Source organism: Alkaliphilus flagellatus (genome assembly GCF_018919215.1).
Lineage (GTDB): Bacteria > Bacillota > Clostridia > Peptostreptococcales > Natronincolaceae > Alkaliphilus_B > Alkaliphilus_B flagellatus.
In genome coordinates this window covers 191,326-208,184 of the sequence record NZ_JAHLQK010000006.1, presented here as the reverse complement: position 1 = coordinate 208,184, position 16,859 = coordinate 191,326, and the positions used below count along the sequence as shown (strand labels likewise).

13 protein-coding genes and 1 pseudogene are annotated in these 16,859 nt (G+C 33.5%); 4 read left to right on the top strand and 10 right to left on the bottom strand.

The window, feature by feature from the left end; all coding sequences use genetic code 11:
• Positions 1 to 61: 61 nt before the first annotated feature.
• On the top strand, positions 62 to 868 hold the full coding sequence (locus KQI88_RS15730; protein WP_216418942.1) for a threonine/serine exporter family protein: 807 nt from the start codon (positions 62 to 64) through the stop codon (positions 866 to 868).
• Positions 865 to 1,308 (top strand): threonine/serine exporter family protein, encoded by a 444-nt coding sequence (locus KQI88_RS15725; RefSeq protein ID WP_246579337.1) that lies wholly within the window; start codon positions 865 to 867, stop codon positions 1,306 to 1,308. The genes KQI88_RS15730 and KQI88_RS15725 overlap by 4 nt, the downstream gene beginning before the upstream one ends.
• Before the next feature lie 213 nt (positions 1,309 to 1,521).
• Here KQI88_RS15725 and KQI88_RS15720 read toward each other — a convergent pair whose 3' ends face one another.
• Together KQI88_RS15720 and KQI88_RS15715 are read right to left on the bottom strand one after the other, a co-directional pair.
• Positions 1,522 to 2,358: a M23 family metallopeptidase gene (locus KQI88_RS15720; protein ID WP_246579336.1), complete on the bottom strand. Its 837-nt coding sequence runs from the start codon at positions 2,356 to 2,358 to the stop codon at positions 1,522 to 1,524.
• An 11-nt stretch (positions 2,359 to 2,369) separates the two neighbouring features.
• Positions 2,370 to 3,005, bottom strand: coding sequence for a TetR/AcrR family transcriptional regulator (locus tag KQI88_RS15715; protein ID WP_216418940.1), 636 nt, complete (start codon positions 3,003 to 3,005; stop codon positions 2,370 to 2,372).
• A gap of 173 nt (positions 3,006 to 3,178) precedes the next feature.
• Between KQI88_RS15715 and KQI88_RS15710 the strand changes: the two are divergent.
• A pseudogene (locus KQI88_RS15710) lies at positions 3,179 to 3,706 on the top strand (DUF998 domain-containing protein); the annotation flags it as partial.
• 25 nt (positions 3,707 to 3,731) lie between these two features.
• Entirely contained in the window at positions 3,732 to 4,031 is a 300-nt protein-coding gene (locus KQI88_RS18770) for a cysteine-rich KTR domain-containing protein (RefSeq protein WP_456298291.1), read from the top strand.
• A 1,207-nt stretch (positions 4,032 to 5,238) separates the two neighbouring features.
• On the opposite strand, the gene KQI88_RS15700 is transcribed toward KQI88_RS18770, so the two are convergent.
• The 8 genes from KQI88_RS15700 to KQI88_RS18525 all read right to left on the bottom strand — a co-directional run bounded on the left by KQI88_RS15700 (position 5,239) and on the right by KQI88_RS18525 (position 16,859).
• The gene (locus KQI88_RS15700; protein ID WP_216418936.1) at positions 5,239 to 5,583 is read right to left on the bottom strand and encodes a hypothetical protein; all 345 of its coding nucleotides are present in this window, start codon (positions 5,581 to 5,583) and stop codon (positions 5,239 to 5,241) included.
• Between the two features lies 1 nt (position 5,584).
• Entirely contained in the window at positions 5,585 to 5,962 is a 378-nt protein-coding gene (locus KQI88_RS15695) for a hypothetical protein (RefSeq protein ID WP_216418934.1), read from the bottom strand.
• Positions 5,963 to 5,974: 12 nt separating this feature from the next.
• Positions 5,975 to 6,235 (bottom strand): RHS repeat-associated core domain-containing protein, encoded by a 261-nt coding sequence (locus tag KQI88_RS18710; protein ID WP_408629729.1) that lies wholly within the window; start codon positions 6,233 to 6,235, stop codon positions 5,975 to 5,977.
• Positions 6,236 to 7,286: 1,051 nt separating this feature from the next.
• Positions 7,287 to 7,535, bottom strand: coding sequence for a DUF7660 family protein (locus tag KQI88_RS15685; protein WP_216418932.1), 249 nt, complete (start codon positions 7,533 to 7,535; stop codon positions 7,287 to 7,289).
• A gap of 17 nt (positions 7,536 to 7,552) precedes the next feature.
• Positions 7,553 to 14,803, bottom strand: coding sequence for an RHS repeat-associated core domain-containing protein (locus KQI88_RS15680; protein ID WP_216418930.1), 7,251 nt, complete (start codon positions 14,801 to 14,803; stop codon positions 7,553 to 7,555).
• A gap of 25 nt (positions 14,804 to 14,828) precedes the next feature.
• Positions 14,829 to 15,365, bottom strand: a complete 537-nt coding sequence (locus KQI88_RS15675; protein WP_216418928.1) for a DUF4280 domain-containing protein — start codon at positions 15,363 to 15,365, stop codon at positions 14,829 to 14,831.
• Positions 15,366 to 15,887, bottom strand: coding sequence for a hypothetical protein (locus KQI88_RS15670; protein WP_216418925.1), 522 nt, complete (start codon positions 15,885 to 15,887; stop codon positions 15,366 to 15,368).
• Positions 15,888 to 15,899: 12 nt separating this feature from the next.
• On the bottom strand, positions 15,900 to 16,859 hold the full coding sequence (locus tag KQI88_RS18525; RefSeq protein WP_216418923.1) for a pentapeptide repeat-containing protein: 960 nt from the start codon (positions 16,857 to 16,859) through the stop codon (positions 15,900 to 15,902).

Genomic DNA, 16,859 nt, shown 5'->3' with positions numbered 1-16,859 from the left:
CAACAATGCCCTTACATTTCTAATTACAATCTGGTATAATATTGCTCTTGGAGGTGACGTTATGGTTTCTGTTAATCGCAAAAAAACATTAATAATGGCTCTATATGCAGGAGAAATAATGCTTAAAAATGGAGCTGAAACATATAGAGTAGAGGATACAATAACTAGATTATGTAAATCAAGAAATTTTCCATACGTAGAGGCTTACGTTACTCCTACAGGTATTTTTGTATCCGTAGACAGTAAAGGAGAATCTCAGGATGAAATTGTAACCTATATTAAACGTATAAAGTCTAGGGGCATTAACTTAAATAAAGTTGCTGAAGTAAATAACTTTTCAAGACGTTTTGTTGAAAGCAATATGCCCCTAGATGAAGCATTGGCAACATTAAAAGCAATTGATAATTTAAAACCTTTCTCACAGCATGTGGACGCCCTACTAGGTGGAGGATTATCTGGAGCGTTTTTTGCACTACTATTCGGCGGGAACCTACCAGCATTCTTAGGTGCTTTTATAGCTGGTAGTATTGTAATCTATACTTTATCTAATTTAGCAAAAACTGAGTTTCCACCATTTTTATCAAATATTTGTGGAGGTTCTGTAGCAGCTTTAGTGGCTATTATACTTTCTTATATTAGTTCTTTAATAAATGTAAATTTAGATGTAGATATAGTAATAACAGGCGCTATTATGGTAATGGTTCCTGGAGTTGCTATTACAAATGCAGTGCGGGACTCAATTGCTGGCGATCTTGTATCAGGTCTTGCTAGAGCAGCAGAGGCAGTAATTATTGCTACTTCAATTGCTGTTGGCGTGGGTTTTATTTTAAAGCTTTGGCAAATTGTACTTGGAGGTAGTTTATTATGATGGAATATATAACAAACTTTATATATGCTTATCTTTCTACTATAGGCTTTGCAGTATTGTTTAATGTTCCTAAGTCTTCATTTATTAAATCTGGATTCGCTGGTGGATTAGGTTGGGTTATTTATATCTTTACTAAAAATTTATCTGGATCTATTGTCGGAGCTACTTTTGTAGCTTCTCTGGTAATAGCAATAATAGGTGAGATCTTCGCAATTATAGATAAAAATCCTATTACTGTATATATCATCCCAGGAATTATTCCATTGGTCCCTGGATTTGGTCTATATAACACAATGCGTTCCATTGTAGATAGAAGATTTGACCTGGCTGCTAATCACGGTACTGAAGCGCTTTTAATATCTGTATCAATTGCTGGTGCATTAGTAATAGTACTTTCAATAAATTCTTATAGAAGACAAAGGCAAAGACTAAAGCAATAATCGGGTAGGAGGAAAATAAAATAAGTAATAAAGGAACATAGCGAGAACCGCATGACAGACAGAGATACCTATATCGAGCGATTCAAAGATTCCATTTATTCGCACCTTTTATTACGAACCTTCTTTCCCGAAGCCGTATCATGGGGCATTTGTTGTAGCGGACTTGGGGCCAACTTGGCCCCAAGTCGCTTGACTTTACCAATTTATAACTTGTTACCATTTTGGTAACTCAACATAAAACCTTATCCTATCTTTATCTGTGGGAATACCATTCACTACTTCCTGCCATTCACCATTTTGGAATACTTCATATTGTTCAAAAGCGCAGGGCAATCCGTTTGCAGTAGCTATATCGCTGCTATCCATAAGCTGAAAATGCAAATGCGGGGCAAAGGAATTACCGGAATGTCCCACTCTACCAATAACCTCACCTTTTTTTACACTCTGACCAACTGTAACCTGAATAGACCCTGTTTGAAGATGGACTAAGGCAGCATATACATTGTCGCCACATTCCATAATGATGTAGTTGCCAGCAACTGATTGTACGTCATCTTTTTTTGGATCGAAATAATGAGCATTTTTATAGGCGTTAGACATATCTGAAAGCAAATTCGTTCGTGCTCGTTCTTTATAACCATCCTCTGCTCGGACAACGATCCCGTCGCAAGGTGCATATACATCTTGGCCCCAACAGTAATAATCACTTAAGAGAACCCCAAAAAGAAGATATTGCGGCAAGCTAACGCGATAGGCGGGCCAGCCCGTTCTTGCCCAATCCACTTGTATAAAATCATAAGCATATCTTGTTCCTAACTGGTCTGTTCCGTGGCTTGGAATTTTTGTCCCTGGGGTGTTAGGAGAGAGCCATTCTCCCCTCAAAGGAAACTCTACAATTATCGGCTCACGCGCTTCAATCATCTCATTGCTCCCATCCGCCCATTCTTTATCTACATTATTCAAAATAACAAGTGCTACTAAGGCAAGTGCCAGTACGATACTAATACGCGCAGACATGGGCTTTTTCCCATTCCACATTGAAACTCGCATTTCCAAACCCCTCATTCATTGCTTGACGTATAGAAAATTTTCCTAAGTTCGTCAAAGTATTCGTCAAGTGTTGAAACAATACGCTCATAATCCAGATTTGAAGCTTCAGAATTTCTAATATCATCCAATATTTCATTAGTAAATCCAACATTAGCCCAAAAGATAAATTGTTTGCACTTTTCAATATTCAACCCTGCTCTAAATTTAGATTCATCTATCATGTCAAATATTTCAGTACCGCATGAAGATTGCTTTTTGCTAGCTCTTTCCTCAAGTTCTTTGTTTATTTCCTCAGAGTCAGTTGCAATAGAAAGTTTGTTAAACTCAAAAATCCAAGGATACTGTTTTATCAATTCAATTTGAAGAAGATACGATTGACGTAGCCTATCAAAAATGTCTTTTTCGGTAAAATCCATTCGCATAAAGTATTCTTTATTAAGAAGTTCGGTGAAGTAGTCATACACAAGCAGAAAAAGTTCCTGTTTATTGTTTACATAATGAAACATCAGGGCTTTAGAGATCCCTGCTTCTTTTGCAATTACATTTGTTGAAGCATTGTCAAATCCTCTTAGTACAAATTCTTTCAACGCCGCATTCAAAATAGCGTCGCGTCTTTGATGTTCTAAATCCAATAATTTTGTAGGCATATTTAATACTCCTTTGACAATCTAACTTGGTATTTACCTGTTAGGTCAATATCATTATACCGCCATTTACCTAAAAGGTCAATAAATAAATTTTACTCTCACTTAACGCTATCTCAACGCTTTAGTAATAAGATACTTCTTGTCTTCTTGCTCCTTTTTGCACAGGATATAATCCAAGTAAAATGGTAATGAGCCTATTAGGTAATAAGAATTATCCTCTACACATTATCTATAATATTTGGCTTGTGTTAGCGGGGATTTTATTTTTACTTAGTGCTGTAAACCTATATATACTATTTGCCCCTATATCGAAAACACTTGCTATCTGTTTAACAGTATCACTCGCAGTTTATGCCATTGGTGCATGTATTTTGTCTGGATTATTTTCTGTTGGAATAACAAAAAAATTAATGACAATGCCGGAAAAAATTCATGGCTATGGCTCTGTAATTGGCTTTTTTGTTTTGCTTTTTGCGCCGCTCATTCTTTCTTGTATGCTGTTTAAGATGCGTGATGTAACATTTGCTGTAATTGCGTTATTATGCTTTTTCCTTGCGGTAAGAAGTTTTGCCCTCTTTATAATGGCCGATAAAACAAGATTTTTAGGTGCGTTTATAGAAAACGAGGGAATATGGCAAAGACTATGCCTGCTATTTGTGTATCTCCCATTTACAGTATTATCTATCAGACAGTTAATTTAAGTGAAATGAGGTGGCTCTATGACTGATGACTGATGAATGGGTAATGTGTCCAGTTTGTCAAAATAAGACGCAGTTGAAAATTCGAGAAGATACAATACTTGAAAACTTTCCTCTATTTTGTCCGAAGTGCAAGCAGGAAACCATAATCACAGTACGATCGCTTGCTACTACTTCATATCCTCTAATTAGTCTTGTTATAACATTGTCTTCTTGGTCGGTCTCTACTAGAATATTTTCTTTGTGGAATATAAATTTAGTTAAGCGTTCATTTTCTTCTATTTCTGCTCTTAAGCCTTCTGCATCGTATCGGTTAACTTGTATATGACTTTGATGGGTTATTACTTTTGTTTGTTGATTTAATGGGTTATATTCATACGTTGTTGTTCTTTTTGGCCCTTTTTGTTCTATTATATTCCCTTGGGCATCGTATGTAAAGGTTGTTGTTCCTTAGGTTTGGTACAATTGTATTATCTGATTTTTGCTGTTGTAAATATATTTTTCTATTTCTTTTTCTGTTGTTTTGGTTAGTTGGTTGCCGTTTTGTTATAAGTAAAGCTTTCTTTTCTTCTGGTGTAGCTGTTATCTTCTTTGATTGCTTATCTATTATGTTATATCTATCTAAAATTTCTATTGATATTCAAGTATTACAATGTCAACTACTTCTTTTAATCTGTATATATTTTTAGCGTATTTCTAATTGGTACATTCTTATCTTCAATATATGAGATTTTCTCTTTATGAAGTATTCTTGTTATTTTTTGAGTATTTTTATTTACAGTTACATCTATTACTGATATATTTGTTATCTATCTTGATTAGTTTAATGTTGTAATAATATTTATTTTACTGAAATAGATTTATTATCTATTTCAATCTTTTATTTTTCTTATCAGCCTTATGCTCCCTATCCCTGTAAACTTTTTCCTCTTTCCTTTTTTCTCTACTCAGCTATCTTATTTATACGTTCCACTTTTTACATCCTTTTTATTTATAAATTTATTTATCTATTTCTAAGATTTTACCTTACACATATATTATTATGAATTCCATTAAATTTTAAGTCGAATTATTGAGCCTAGGTATTCATAGCTTATCAAGTTACACATCCCTTTTATCCTTATTTTACTTGCTCCTAAGGGTATTAGTATTGATTAGTTAGGATTTTCTTTATCAGATACTTGTATCTGTTGAACTACTAAAAAGTTTTAATTCCATATCCTCTTCTATTAAAACAGAAAATATCGACACTATTGCAGTATCGATATTTCAGTTACAACGATATTTTCTTTTAATTTAAGGGAAAGGGGATAATGTAGATAGTTTTTTTAAAAATATTTTTAGTTTAATCAACATTGATTTACTTTTTAAATTTATCTACCAATCTTCCTCCCCTTGCCCCCTACTCACTACATTATTTAGATTATGCATTGTATCTTACTGCTACTTTTATTGATTTTATTAGTATCTTTCAACATATAGTTTTTTGCAGTATATTTTTTATTTATTTTGCATCTACTTTAATTTAATATATCTTATTCTTTAATCTCTTCTACATATTCTAAAAATAAATCTTGTAACTCACTATCAGTATCATTATCATCTAAAAATAATTTTGGCTCAACAGCACATCCATTAAGTGTACTACTTCCATCAATTATACCTAGTATATTTGAGATTGTATCTATCATTGTTTGCTCAATAATATTAATCAAAACCTCTTTATTTTCTTCTGATAAACTATTATAAAATTTTAATGATTGTTTCCAATATTCATCACTTGCCTTATCTATGTTGGTGTTATCAAATAAATTTTTATATAGCTTTTTATTTTCTTCTACTACACTTTTATAAATACTTTTGATAAAAATTTCATTCATTTTACTTCCTCATTTCCGGATACAATTTTTTATTCATTTCAATTAACTCTTGTAATTTTGAGTTTGGAATATCTGGATAAACCCTCCTTAATTCTTTTATATCTCTTGCAAGTAATTGTCTTGCACTAGTTATTCCTTTTGTACTTCTTGATACTATACCATTTTCTCCTTTGATTGTATGTCCTACTTTAGGAACGTTTATCGCTGGTGCAGTCATAGGGTCATAGTCTTCAACTAAATTTTTCATTGCCGCTTTTTGACCTACATGATGTGCATCAAGACCTTCTACTCCTCTAATATCTTCATATGCACCGACTTGATATTTAGCTTCATCCGTCCCCTCATTTTGTACATTACTATCATTCCCAGCACTATCCATCAGCTGCTCTTTTTACTCACATCCGTTATATCCACTAGGATCATAATAATTAACTGGATTGTTAGCACAATAGGCATATAGATTTAGTCCATCTCCTCTATAGACGTCTTCTTGGGTAAATCTTCCTATAATTGGGTTGTAATATCTTGCTCTTAGGTAGTATTGCTGAGTAATAGCATCGTACTGTTGTCCTGTATAGGTTATTCGGTTATGTATATTTTCTTGTTTTGTTAGTACATTTCCAAATGCATCATAGGTATAGGCATTTTCTATTGTTTGGTTTTCATCGGTTATATACAGGGTACTTCCTTGTTCATCTTGACTATAATAATAGTGATTTGTTTTATTTTCCTCTGAAGGGTTGATAGATAGATCACTTGCTACTACCTCATATCTCCTAATCAGCCTTGCTATAACATTATCTTCTTTATCTGTCTCTACTAGAACATTTTCTTTAAGGAAGATGAATTTAGTTAATCTTTCATTTTCTTCTATTTTTGCTCTTAGTCCTTATGCATCATATCGATTAACTTGTATATTTCTTTGATGGGTTATTACCTTTGTTTGTTGATTTAATGGGCTATATTCATATGTTGTTGTTCCTTTTGGTCCTTTTTCTTCTATTATATCCCCTTGGTCGTTGTATGTAAAAATTGTTGTTTCTTGAGTTTAGTTCAGTTTTATTAGTTTTTTACACTGAAGGTTTCTACGTTGTTCTCTCCCTTCGGGATATAGGAGGATAGAAACATTATCTCACAATTTATTGTCCAATAAAATATGGAGTTGTTGTTAACTATAATCTATATCTTTCAAAACCTATGTATCTTAATACAATATCTATTAAAAAATATTTCAATCCTTTTATACCTCCTATTAAAACACAAAATCTCAACACTGCTGTAGTATTGAGATTTCAGTTAAACCTATATTTTCTTTTAAATTAGTGTCAAAAGTGGCTAAGGTGGTAAATATCTTTTAAAAAGTATTTTTAGTTTCATCAATTTTAAATTACTTTTTAAATTTTATCTACCACACTTCTCCCCGCACACCCTATTCACTGCATTATTAATATTATGAGTTTACTTATCCTCAAAATTTTAACATACAGCCTAACAAAATTAATCAACCCCAAAAAACTGTTATATAATTTTGTATTTAATTTGTCTACTTCATTGCACTAAGTATTTTAACTTTTATTAAAGATACTATTGATTTTTATGTAAAAGTTCTCTAGTCTTCATTAATATTTTTCCCAACATATTTTTTCCTGTTCCATCTTCACCACATCCCCAATAGGTGCTATTTGGGTAGCTACAAGCAGATGTTACTCGTATATTTTCCCAACGTAGAGCAATGTGGCAATAAAATTCCAGTTGATATCTTTAGGAATCTCCTGTTTTGTGTTGCTATAATAACCTTCCATATCTTCAACCCATGATTGTATTGATTCAAGATACGAAAAGACATGTTTATCTTCCCAATCATCTGGATTCTCGTTAATATCTTTTAGAAGCACGTTGATAAATTCAATAAAATCCTCTTTATTTTTGACATTCTTCAAAATCTCATTCATCTTCTATCCTCCAAAGTTTATTTTATTGTAGTACTTTGTCCATTACCCAATTTTAATTTGATTGATGTTCCACCATTTTTAGTAGTCATCTTCCACATTTGGTCAGCAACTTCTTGCGGAGTTGCCCATTGAACAGGAATATTATCCAATTCAGCTCCTTTAAAACCTGCAAGTCGCCTATGATCTAATGTCCATATTTTTCCAGTTTCATCTTTCCACACCTTGATTGTAGGGAGATCTTCAGGCTTAAGGGTGCCATTTTTCAATGCATCAATATTATCTAAAACAGTATGACTTCCTGTCTGATTCTTTATAGAGCTCTGCATAAAGTGGATATCCTTTGGATTAAGTGTTTCGTCCCCACCCTTAACAGCGCCTCCCGAATCCTTATTACTATCATTCGCAGGATTAGACATAGTCTGCTCTTTTGGGTCACATATCCCTCCCTTAAGTTTTTCATACCCACTAGGATCATAATAATTAACTGGGTTGTTAGCACAATAGGCATACAGGTTTAGTCCGTCTCCTCTATAGACGTCTTCTTGGGTAAATCTTCCTATAATTGGGTTGTAGTATCTTGCTCTTAGGTAATATTGCTGAGTAATAGCATCGTACTGTTGTCCTGTATAGGTTATTCGGTTATGTATATTTTCTTGTTTTGTTAGTATATTTCCAAATGCATCGTAGGTATAGGCATTTTCAATTACCTGCTCTTCATTGGTTATATACAGGGTACTTCCTTGTTCATCTTGACTATAGTAGTAGTAATTCATTTTGCATTTTTCTGAGGTGTTTTTCTCTATTTTGTTTTCTTCCAAAACATTGGTAAGATCACTTGCTACTACCTCATATCCCCTAATTAACCTTGCTACAACATTATCTTCTTTATCTGTTTCTACTACAACATTTTCTTTATGAAAGATGAACTTCGTTAACCTTTCATTCTCTTCTATTTCTGCCCTTAGGCCTTCTGCATCGTATCGATTAACTTGTATATGACCTTGATGGGTTATTACTTTTGTTTGTTGATTTAATGGGTTGTATCCATATGTTGTTGTTCCTTTTGGTCCTTTTTCTTCTATTATATTCCCTTGGTCATCGTATGTAAAGGTAGTAGTTCCTGAGGCTTGATGCCATTGTATTATCTGATTTTTACTATTATAAGTGTATTTTTCTGTTTCTTTTTCCATTGTTTTACTTATTCTGTTACCCGCCTTATCGTAAGTATAGCTTTCTTTTCTTCCGTTATAGCTGGCTTCTTTTAGTCGGTTTAATGGGTCGTAACTGTATTGCACTTGGTATTTTGGGCCTATTTTTTCTAGCCGGTTGCCGTTTTGGTCATATTTGTAGCTCTGGTCTATTAGGTCTTCTCCTGTGCTTGTTTTTGTTAATATTCGACTTATGTTGTAGTACTTATCATAGCTGTATTTAGTCTTTAAGCCGTTTTTGTAGGTGATGTTTTCTATTTCCCCACGGGCTGTGTAGCTGTAGTGGGCTATTATGTTATTTTTCTCGTCTAGTATTTGTTTTAGTCTGTTATTTTGATCGTAAATATATTTTGTTGTTTTTCCTGTTATATCTTTTATTGTAGCAATTTGTCCATTTTTATTATAGGTGTATTCTATTAGTTTTTTTCCACAGGTGGATTTGCTTTGTAATCTACCTTCAATGGTATAAGTATATTTGTAGGCAAAGCCTCCTGTTTTCGCTGTTTCTAGTCTTCCTTTACTGTCGTAAGTATAGGTTCTTCTAATGATGCTTTTCTCTTTTTTATCTGCAATTTTTTCTTCTGTTATGTTACCATCTATGTTGTAGCTAATTTCTTTTCTATTTCCGTTACGGTCTATATGGATTTTTAGTCTTTTTTCTTCATCATAGTAGTAATATTCGCTTTTTCCTTCTTGATCTATAACTTCGCTTACTTTATTATAGCTGTTGTAACGGTAGGTAATCGTGTTGCCATTGCCATCCGTTGTGCTGGTTATATTGCCAGCGTAATCGTAGGTGTATTTTTCTATACTTCCATCTGCTCCTGTTATTTCTGTAATTCTTCCCCATCCATCTACTTTATATTGGGTTTGTTGTTGGTTTCCATCTTTTACTCCTATAATTTGTCCTCTCGCATTATAGTCGTAGCTTTGTAATGGTTTTTCTTCTTGACTACTGGTAATATACTGTATTTGGTTGTCTGGAGTATAGGTGTAGTTGATTGGATTTCCTAGAGCATCTTTTTGTGTCTTTAGGTTTCCTACTGGGTCATAGATATTTTGTTGTGTTTTTTCTCCTAGACTATTGGTTATGGTTTCTACTGATCTTTTATAATTATAGGTATAGCTTGTTCCTAGACCATCGTCGGTTTCTGGGTTATAGTTTTCTGGTAATATTTCTTTTATGAGTCGATCATTTTTGTCGTATTTATATCTTATTGTTCCTCCTTCTGGTGTTTTTATATGGGTCAATCTGTCTTTTAAGTCGTAAGTATAACCATATTCTGTATCTTCCTGACCTTTTGCCTTCTCTATTACTTTAATAATGTTTCCTACTGCATCATAGGTATAGCTAGTGATTCGATTGATTCCGTTTTCTTTATCTATAATTTCTTCTTCTATAAGTCTATCACAAAGATCATATTTTCTTTTTATTTTATAGCCTCTTGGTGTTTCAACTTCTGTTATATTGCCATTTGGGTCGTATTGATATTTTGTAATTGCCCATAGGCCTCTTCTTTCTTTTTCTCCTAATATGCTACTGTCTACTTCTTCTTTTTTCTCTATAAGCCAGCCCGATTTATTGTAGATGTAATGTATGCATTGGTGGCTTTGCTGATTTATTTTTCTTTCTTCGTAAGTTTTTTGTCCTAGGCTATTGTACCTATAATTAATTTCTGCTCCGTAGTCATCTTTTACCTGGATCAGTCGATGGTTTTTATCGTAGTAAAAGGTTAGGCTATGGTAGCTTACTGGGTAATTTTTTTCTTCTACGTAGTCTTTTGCATATCTTTCTGCTATTTTATTGCCTTCTGTGTCATATTCATAGACGGTTAGTTTGTATTGGATTTTTTCTCCTTCTTTTTTGATTGGTTCTCTTTTTTCTGTCAGGTTTCCTTTTAGGTCGTATTGGTAAAGGATGCTAAAACCTTCAGCATCAGTTTCTTGTATGATGTTACCGTAATAGTCGTAGGTATAGGTTTTTTCTAGTGTACCTTCTGGTGTAATAATTTGTGTCAATTGGTTCATTGGGTTGTAGCGATAACTGTAGCCTATGCCATCGTCTTTGTTTGGATCGTAATATTCTGGTAGTATGTGTTTTATTAGATTTCCTTCGCTGTCATAGTAGAAGCGTTCTATTCCTCCGTCTATGTTTATTTTTTTAATGCAGTAATTGTCATGGTTATAGATATATTCTGTTCCTTCTCCTTCTCTTGTATAGTGGCTATAGCTATTGGGATGAATAGCTTTTGTAATATTTCCTTCTGTATCTACTATTTGTTTAAAATGGTTTTCTAATGGGTCTATAACTTCTACTAGTCGGTCTAGGAAATCATATTTATAGGTATATCCTCTTTCTTTGTTTGCCCAGGCTTTTGCTGAATAGTAGGAGATTAGGTTCCCCATTCTGTCATAAATTCTATGGGTTGTATGGCCTTGTGGATCTTTTTCTTGAGTGATGTAGTTTAGGTTATTATAAGTAAATTCTATAATTCCGTTTTGGTTTTCTATACTCATTCTTCGACCTACTTTGTCATATTGATAATAAGTATAGTCCCCTAATGGACTTTTGACGCTACTTGGCCCTTTTTGGTCTTCTTGGTAGCTATAACTAGTGACTGATTTCAAGCTATCTTCTGTTTCCAGCAGTCTTCCCCTATTGTCATACTTATAGCTGTATTTTTGCCATTTCCCTGTGGTTATTTTATGTTTTTCTTCTATTAGGTTTCCTTTTGTATCGTAGCTATAGAGACTTTCTCTTTCTCCATTATCTTTTTTTTGTATTAATTGATGGTTTTCATCATATTTATAGGTTGTTAAGCAACCATTTGGTAGTTTTTCTTGTAATATGTATCCATAAGGGCTGTATATACTTTCTGTAATATAGCCTAATCTGTTTTTTACGTAGTTTCTATTTTTATATTCATCGTACTTATATTGTTTATTACTTCCGTCTTCATAGTCTATTTGGGTTAACATATAGTTTTCATCATAATGGTAGACTTCTATTTTTTTGCTATTGCCATATTCAAATATGTTTCTTCGGTTTGTTGTGTCATAGGTTACTTTGTAGGTATCTCCATTACTTAGTTCTTGTAATATTACCCTACCTTCTTGATCATAGGTGTTTTTACTATAGATTGTTCCGTTTTGGTCTTTTATGGTTTCTATGTATCCTTCTTCGCTATAGGTATACTGGGTAATTCCTGTGTCTACATGGACCACATGGGTTAGCAGTTCCCCTTCATATTTATATTGTATTGTTCTACCTATATCATCAGTAATTTGTATTAGTTTGTTGTCTTTAAAGGTAAATGTAAGTTCATAGCCTAAGCTAGTTTTTATTTTTGCCAGTTTTTCTCCATTGTAGCTTAATATTGTTTTTTGACCATTTTTATTTACAATGGTGCTCAATTTCCCTGTTTGATTATAGATATATTTTTGTCGGGTATGGCAGTCTTCTAGTATCCATTGATAAGGTACGGTTTCTTGTTTTAAGTTGAATCTAGTTTTTTCGCCTTCTATATTTTGCCATTCTCCCGCTACCCTTTCAAAGCATAACATATGGCCTGTTACACTGTGGAGGTGGACTTTCTCTTCGTCTCTAAATATCCGGCTATCGTAGTTAAAGCTCCATCCTCTCCCTAATATACCCACATCATTATCTATAGAATTATATCGTCTTTCAATGGTAAATTGTTTTTGTATGTCTGCCATTATAAAGTCTGTAGAGGTAACAATAAGACTGCCTGTTGCCGTGTCTATAGGATCACCAACAACCTCAGCTAAAAAATTAGCAAAAGCGTTAGTTTTTAGACTCTTACCTAAATCAAATTCACTTCCTGTAAGGAGTGACATACCCCACTCCATTGCTGTATCTACTCCAGTTTCAGTAACTATTTTTGTTGCTTTCCGCCCTATCTTACTATCTAGTAATTCTGGTACTTTATCAAAAATCTTTCCTGTCAGATTTTGGCTTACTCCACTTGTCACTTTCCCCGATAAATAGCTGAAAGTTAGGTTAAAGCCAAGCTTCTTTATATCTATTTTCCCATCATGTATCAAATCATCTATAATCATATCTTTAGAACGAATAAGAAGCTGTATCCCCGCTTTTTTTATCTGTCCACAATTAGCAGCTTGACCTAAGTTTGCCATATTTCCCGTTAATACCACACTGGAAACAATACCAAAGACTAGGTCTACTCCTTCTTGGAAAGCTCGATATAATTCTTCATTTCCTCCAAAGAGTTCGTCCCGAACAGGATTCCAAGATTTAGTTAAATCTCCTGATTGAGATTTGTTGTAGTCCTGCACCCCTTCTATTATATCGCTAGCGGACATAGCAACTTTGGCAGTTGCTCCTCCTACTAATAGTACTGTTGCTATTGGTCCTGCTGCAAGACCTCCTGTTGCAGCTACTAAAACTCCCACAGCAGCTACTTTCGCTATACTAGCTAGTCCTTTTTTAATACTGCCAAGTGCTTTATCTCTTTTATCTTCTAATCCCTTTTTTGCCATGGCATTATGTTGTTTAATTAGTTCATTATCATTGGCACTTTGATCAAAGGTATCAGATGATGGTACAGATGGTTTTTTATCGGTGGCTTCTTTTTTAAGAAAAGTTGCCATTACTAAGTTATCCTCTTCTAAAGTAAATCCTTGGCTATTATCTTCTTCTCTTACTAATGTTAGTCTTTCTTTTGCTGCTATATTTATTGTTTTAGGCCTTACATGGGGTAGCTTTGGATCGGGGGGTGCTTCTCTTTCTCCAATAGTGATACTTTTATCGCTTTTAAAACTAAGGGTTTTTCCTAATAAATCTATGTTACCATTTTGATCTAAGGTAACACTAATTTTTTTTGCTTCATCGGCTGCAAAACTAATTGTAGAAGGCGTTAGCTGCATTTCTGATCCTGTTACATTTGAAAAAGATTTATTATCAGGATTTTGAGATTTTTCTGTGTATTTCCCATCACTATCTGTACTGCGGATAGCATGTACTGCTATGGCTTCTTTTTCATTGTGGCCAGGAAAATAAATATGCACTTTACTGCCTTCTTCCGGCATACAGTACCAGCTGCTACTTTCTATTGCATAGGTAAAATATTGATTTTGTGGCTTTGATTCATAAACTGGATCGATCGCAAAATGAACCCTTATACAATTGCCTTTTCTTTCTTTTACCATTGCTGGAATGCTCATTCCATAAATGTTAGGGTTATTCTGATAGGGTGTACGGACTCCTTTTAATCGGCTAAGTTCGTAGCGATATACCAATTCGTCTCTTTCTGTATTTAAAGTAACCTTTGTAACTTGTGTATCAATTTTTTTGAATAAAACTTCTTCTCCTATATATAATCTTTTTGGTGTTTGTATGTTCCATGTAATAGCCTCTTGTGGGAAATATGTTTCTAATTTATTGAAAAAATAGTATTTCTCTAAGTCTTTGGTTATAGTATAGTCCTGCTGGTTAAGCTCTGTCTGATACTGTAACCTAGGAAAACCAAAGTAGACTCTTCCGTAATTCTCCGTTGGATCTGATAATAAAAAAGTTTCAAAGTGAGTTGCCAACCTTCTTAAGAATGTCCAATCAGTTTCTTCATATTGTAGAAGAAAATGTGGTATTTTTTTGTTTTTTGTGATTGTATCTTGAAAGTCTCCTTTACTGTAGTCTCCTAATATGTTTTCAATCACTTGTTTATAGGTAAGGTCTAAATCACAAAATGTCCTACTTTTCTTTTCTAAATCCCATTCGTATGTGTAAGAAATACATTCTAAAACTAAATGATTCAACTGTCCTTTTTCCATCATTTCTATATTTATTACCTTCCCCTTAAAGATCGGTATGTCTTTTTTTGTTTCTCTATGGGGCTCATAGACAGTTATGCAGGTTTTTTCATCTATTTCTTCTGTTACTTTTGATATTTTTTCTTCTTCTATTAATAAGTGTAATACTAATCTAGCATGTTCATTTAAAGCTTCTTGAAGGGAAAAATATTCTATTTGTAAAGCTTCTATAGGTAACTCTATTTTTAAACCTCTATATGGTAATTGCATGATTCGATCCCCCGCTATTTGCTTTTTATTCAGGTTGCCCTGGATGTACTATACTGACCTGCCCATTATAAATACAATTTAATATACCTGTATCTAACAGTGCAGGATGTCCATCTATTTCAACAATATCTTTTCCATTTTCCCAAGGTCGTGCAAAAACAGGTGTACACTGTCCTGCACAAGTGCTAATAAAGCTCTCGTCTGCTTCAGTTTTGGGTTTAAAAAAAATGCCGATTATCTTTTCTGTAAAGGACTTTGGCTGTTGTTGTACCTCTTTTACAATTTCTTTTGCAGCATCCTGTACCGATCGATTTTCTGGACTTGTGCACCCTCCAAAGGTTTGAATATTGATGGTTGGTTCATTATCTGCTACAGTAAGCTGTGGTAGTCCATGAATATACACCCCATGACTTTCAGGTATTACTACATGACTTTCCCGTAATCCACAAGAACAAGCTGTAATTGCCCCATGGACTACATATTGTGGACCTTGTAGTTCTTCCATTGCATTTGAAACACTTTTTAAAGCTAAATCCGCCATCAGTTCTAAATGTGACTTCATTTATACTACCTCCAATTCACGAAACTGTATTCCTATAACCTCTCTTCTTAAAAAACTTTCTACAACATCTAAATTGACTATTAAGTAATTGCTCAGACTTTGTTCTAATTGAAAAATTTTATATTCTCTAATTTTATTGCTATCTAAAATAAGTTCTTTTGCTCTACCGTCAGGATAAAATTGTGTTTTTTCACTTAAAGCCTCCACATGATCTGTTAAAAGATTATAGTAGAGTTGTTGAGTCTGTTCCTCTTTATTTGTTAAAATAACTTTTTTAAATACTAAATCATCTTGATACATATCAAAAACTTTTTGTATTCTTTCTGATATAAGATATACAGGATTTTCTATAAAATCGGGATATATGTAATCAGCATTTCCTAACACATACAGCATAGACATATCATTAAGCTGATCTGCCTCTTCTTTATAAAGAATTTTGTGGGCTCCAGCCATGTTAAAATCTCTTAATTTAATACTATGGGGTAAATTTTGGTCTTGTTTTATGATAAAATATCGCATATTAGCTCCTTTCTACATCTGATCTTCTATTATAATCTGTTGTAATTGCTCTGGTGAAAGGTTTAAGTAGGGAACTTTCTCCTGCGAAAAGATAGCATTTGTTAAATCTGCCTCTTCAAAATTCACCTCTTCAAAATGACTACCTCTAAAATCCGCCTCTCTAAGGATAGCCCCTTTAAACTGACACCTTTTTATTTCACACTCGTTAAACTGTCCACCTAGTAAACTAGCCTGTGTAAAGTCTATATCTGTAAGATGTGATTTTTCAAAGCCTATAAAATAAAGCTGGCTTTCTTTGCACTCTCCGTCCTTTATATCCACTTGATACCAATAACTAGCCACAAGGTGGTCTTCTTTTTCCTTTAGTGTATTTAATGCTTTATCCCAGTCTTTTTGGTCTTTTTTCCTTCTATCTCTTTGTATAACAATTTCACTTTTATCTCTATATTCTCCCCACCTTATCACCCAAAGGTCTGCTTTAGAAATAGCCATAAAGTCTTCATTCTTTTCAATATCCTTTATAATGAAACGTAGGCTGTGGGCAATTAGACCATTGTAATAGATAGCTTCTTGAAACATGGTATTTTCTACATCATATTGATTGATTTTGCCTACATAACGTTTACTCTCACTTTTCAGTTGATCCCACACTTCATTAAATGTATCGAATAGAAAGTTAATCTTTAGGGTAACACTAACTGGGTCTTCATCTAAATACCACATATTGTCATAGGCATGTAAAAGTACTGTATAGTTTCTAGTAAGCATATCTATTCTTAATAATGAAAACTGGAAATACGCAATGTCTTTTTTATGGAGTGCCTTCTCCTTTAGCTCCCTTATACTTTCATTAACCGCCTCTTTCAAAGGATCAATATTTTTTTGAAGATGCTCCCAAAATTTACGTTTATGATCTTGTAGCAAAGTATTTTTATATTTTTCAAAGGTTTCTAATGCTTCTTGTCTTATCAC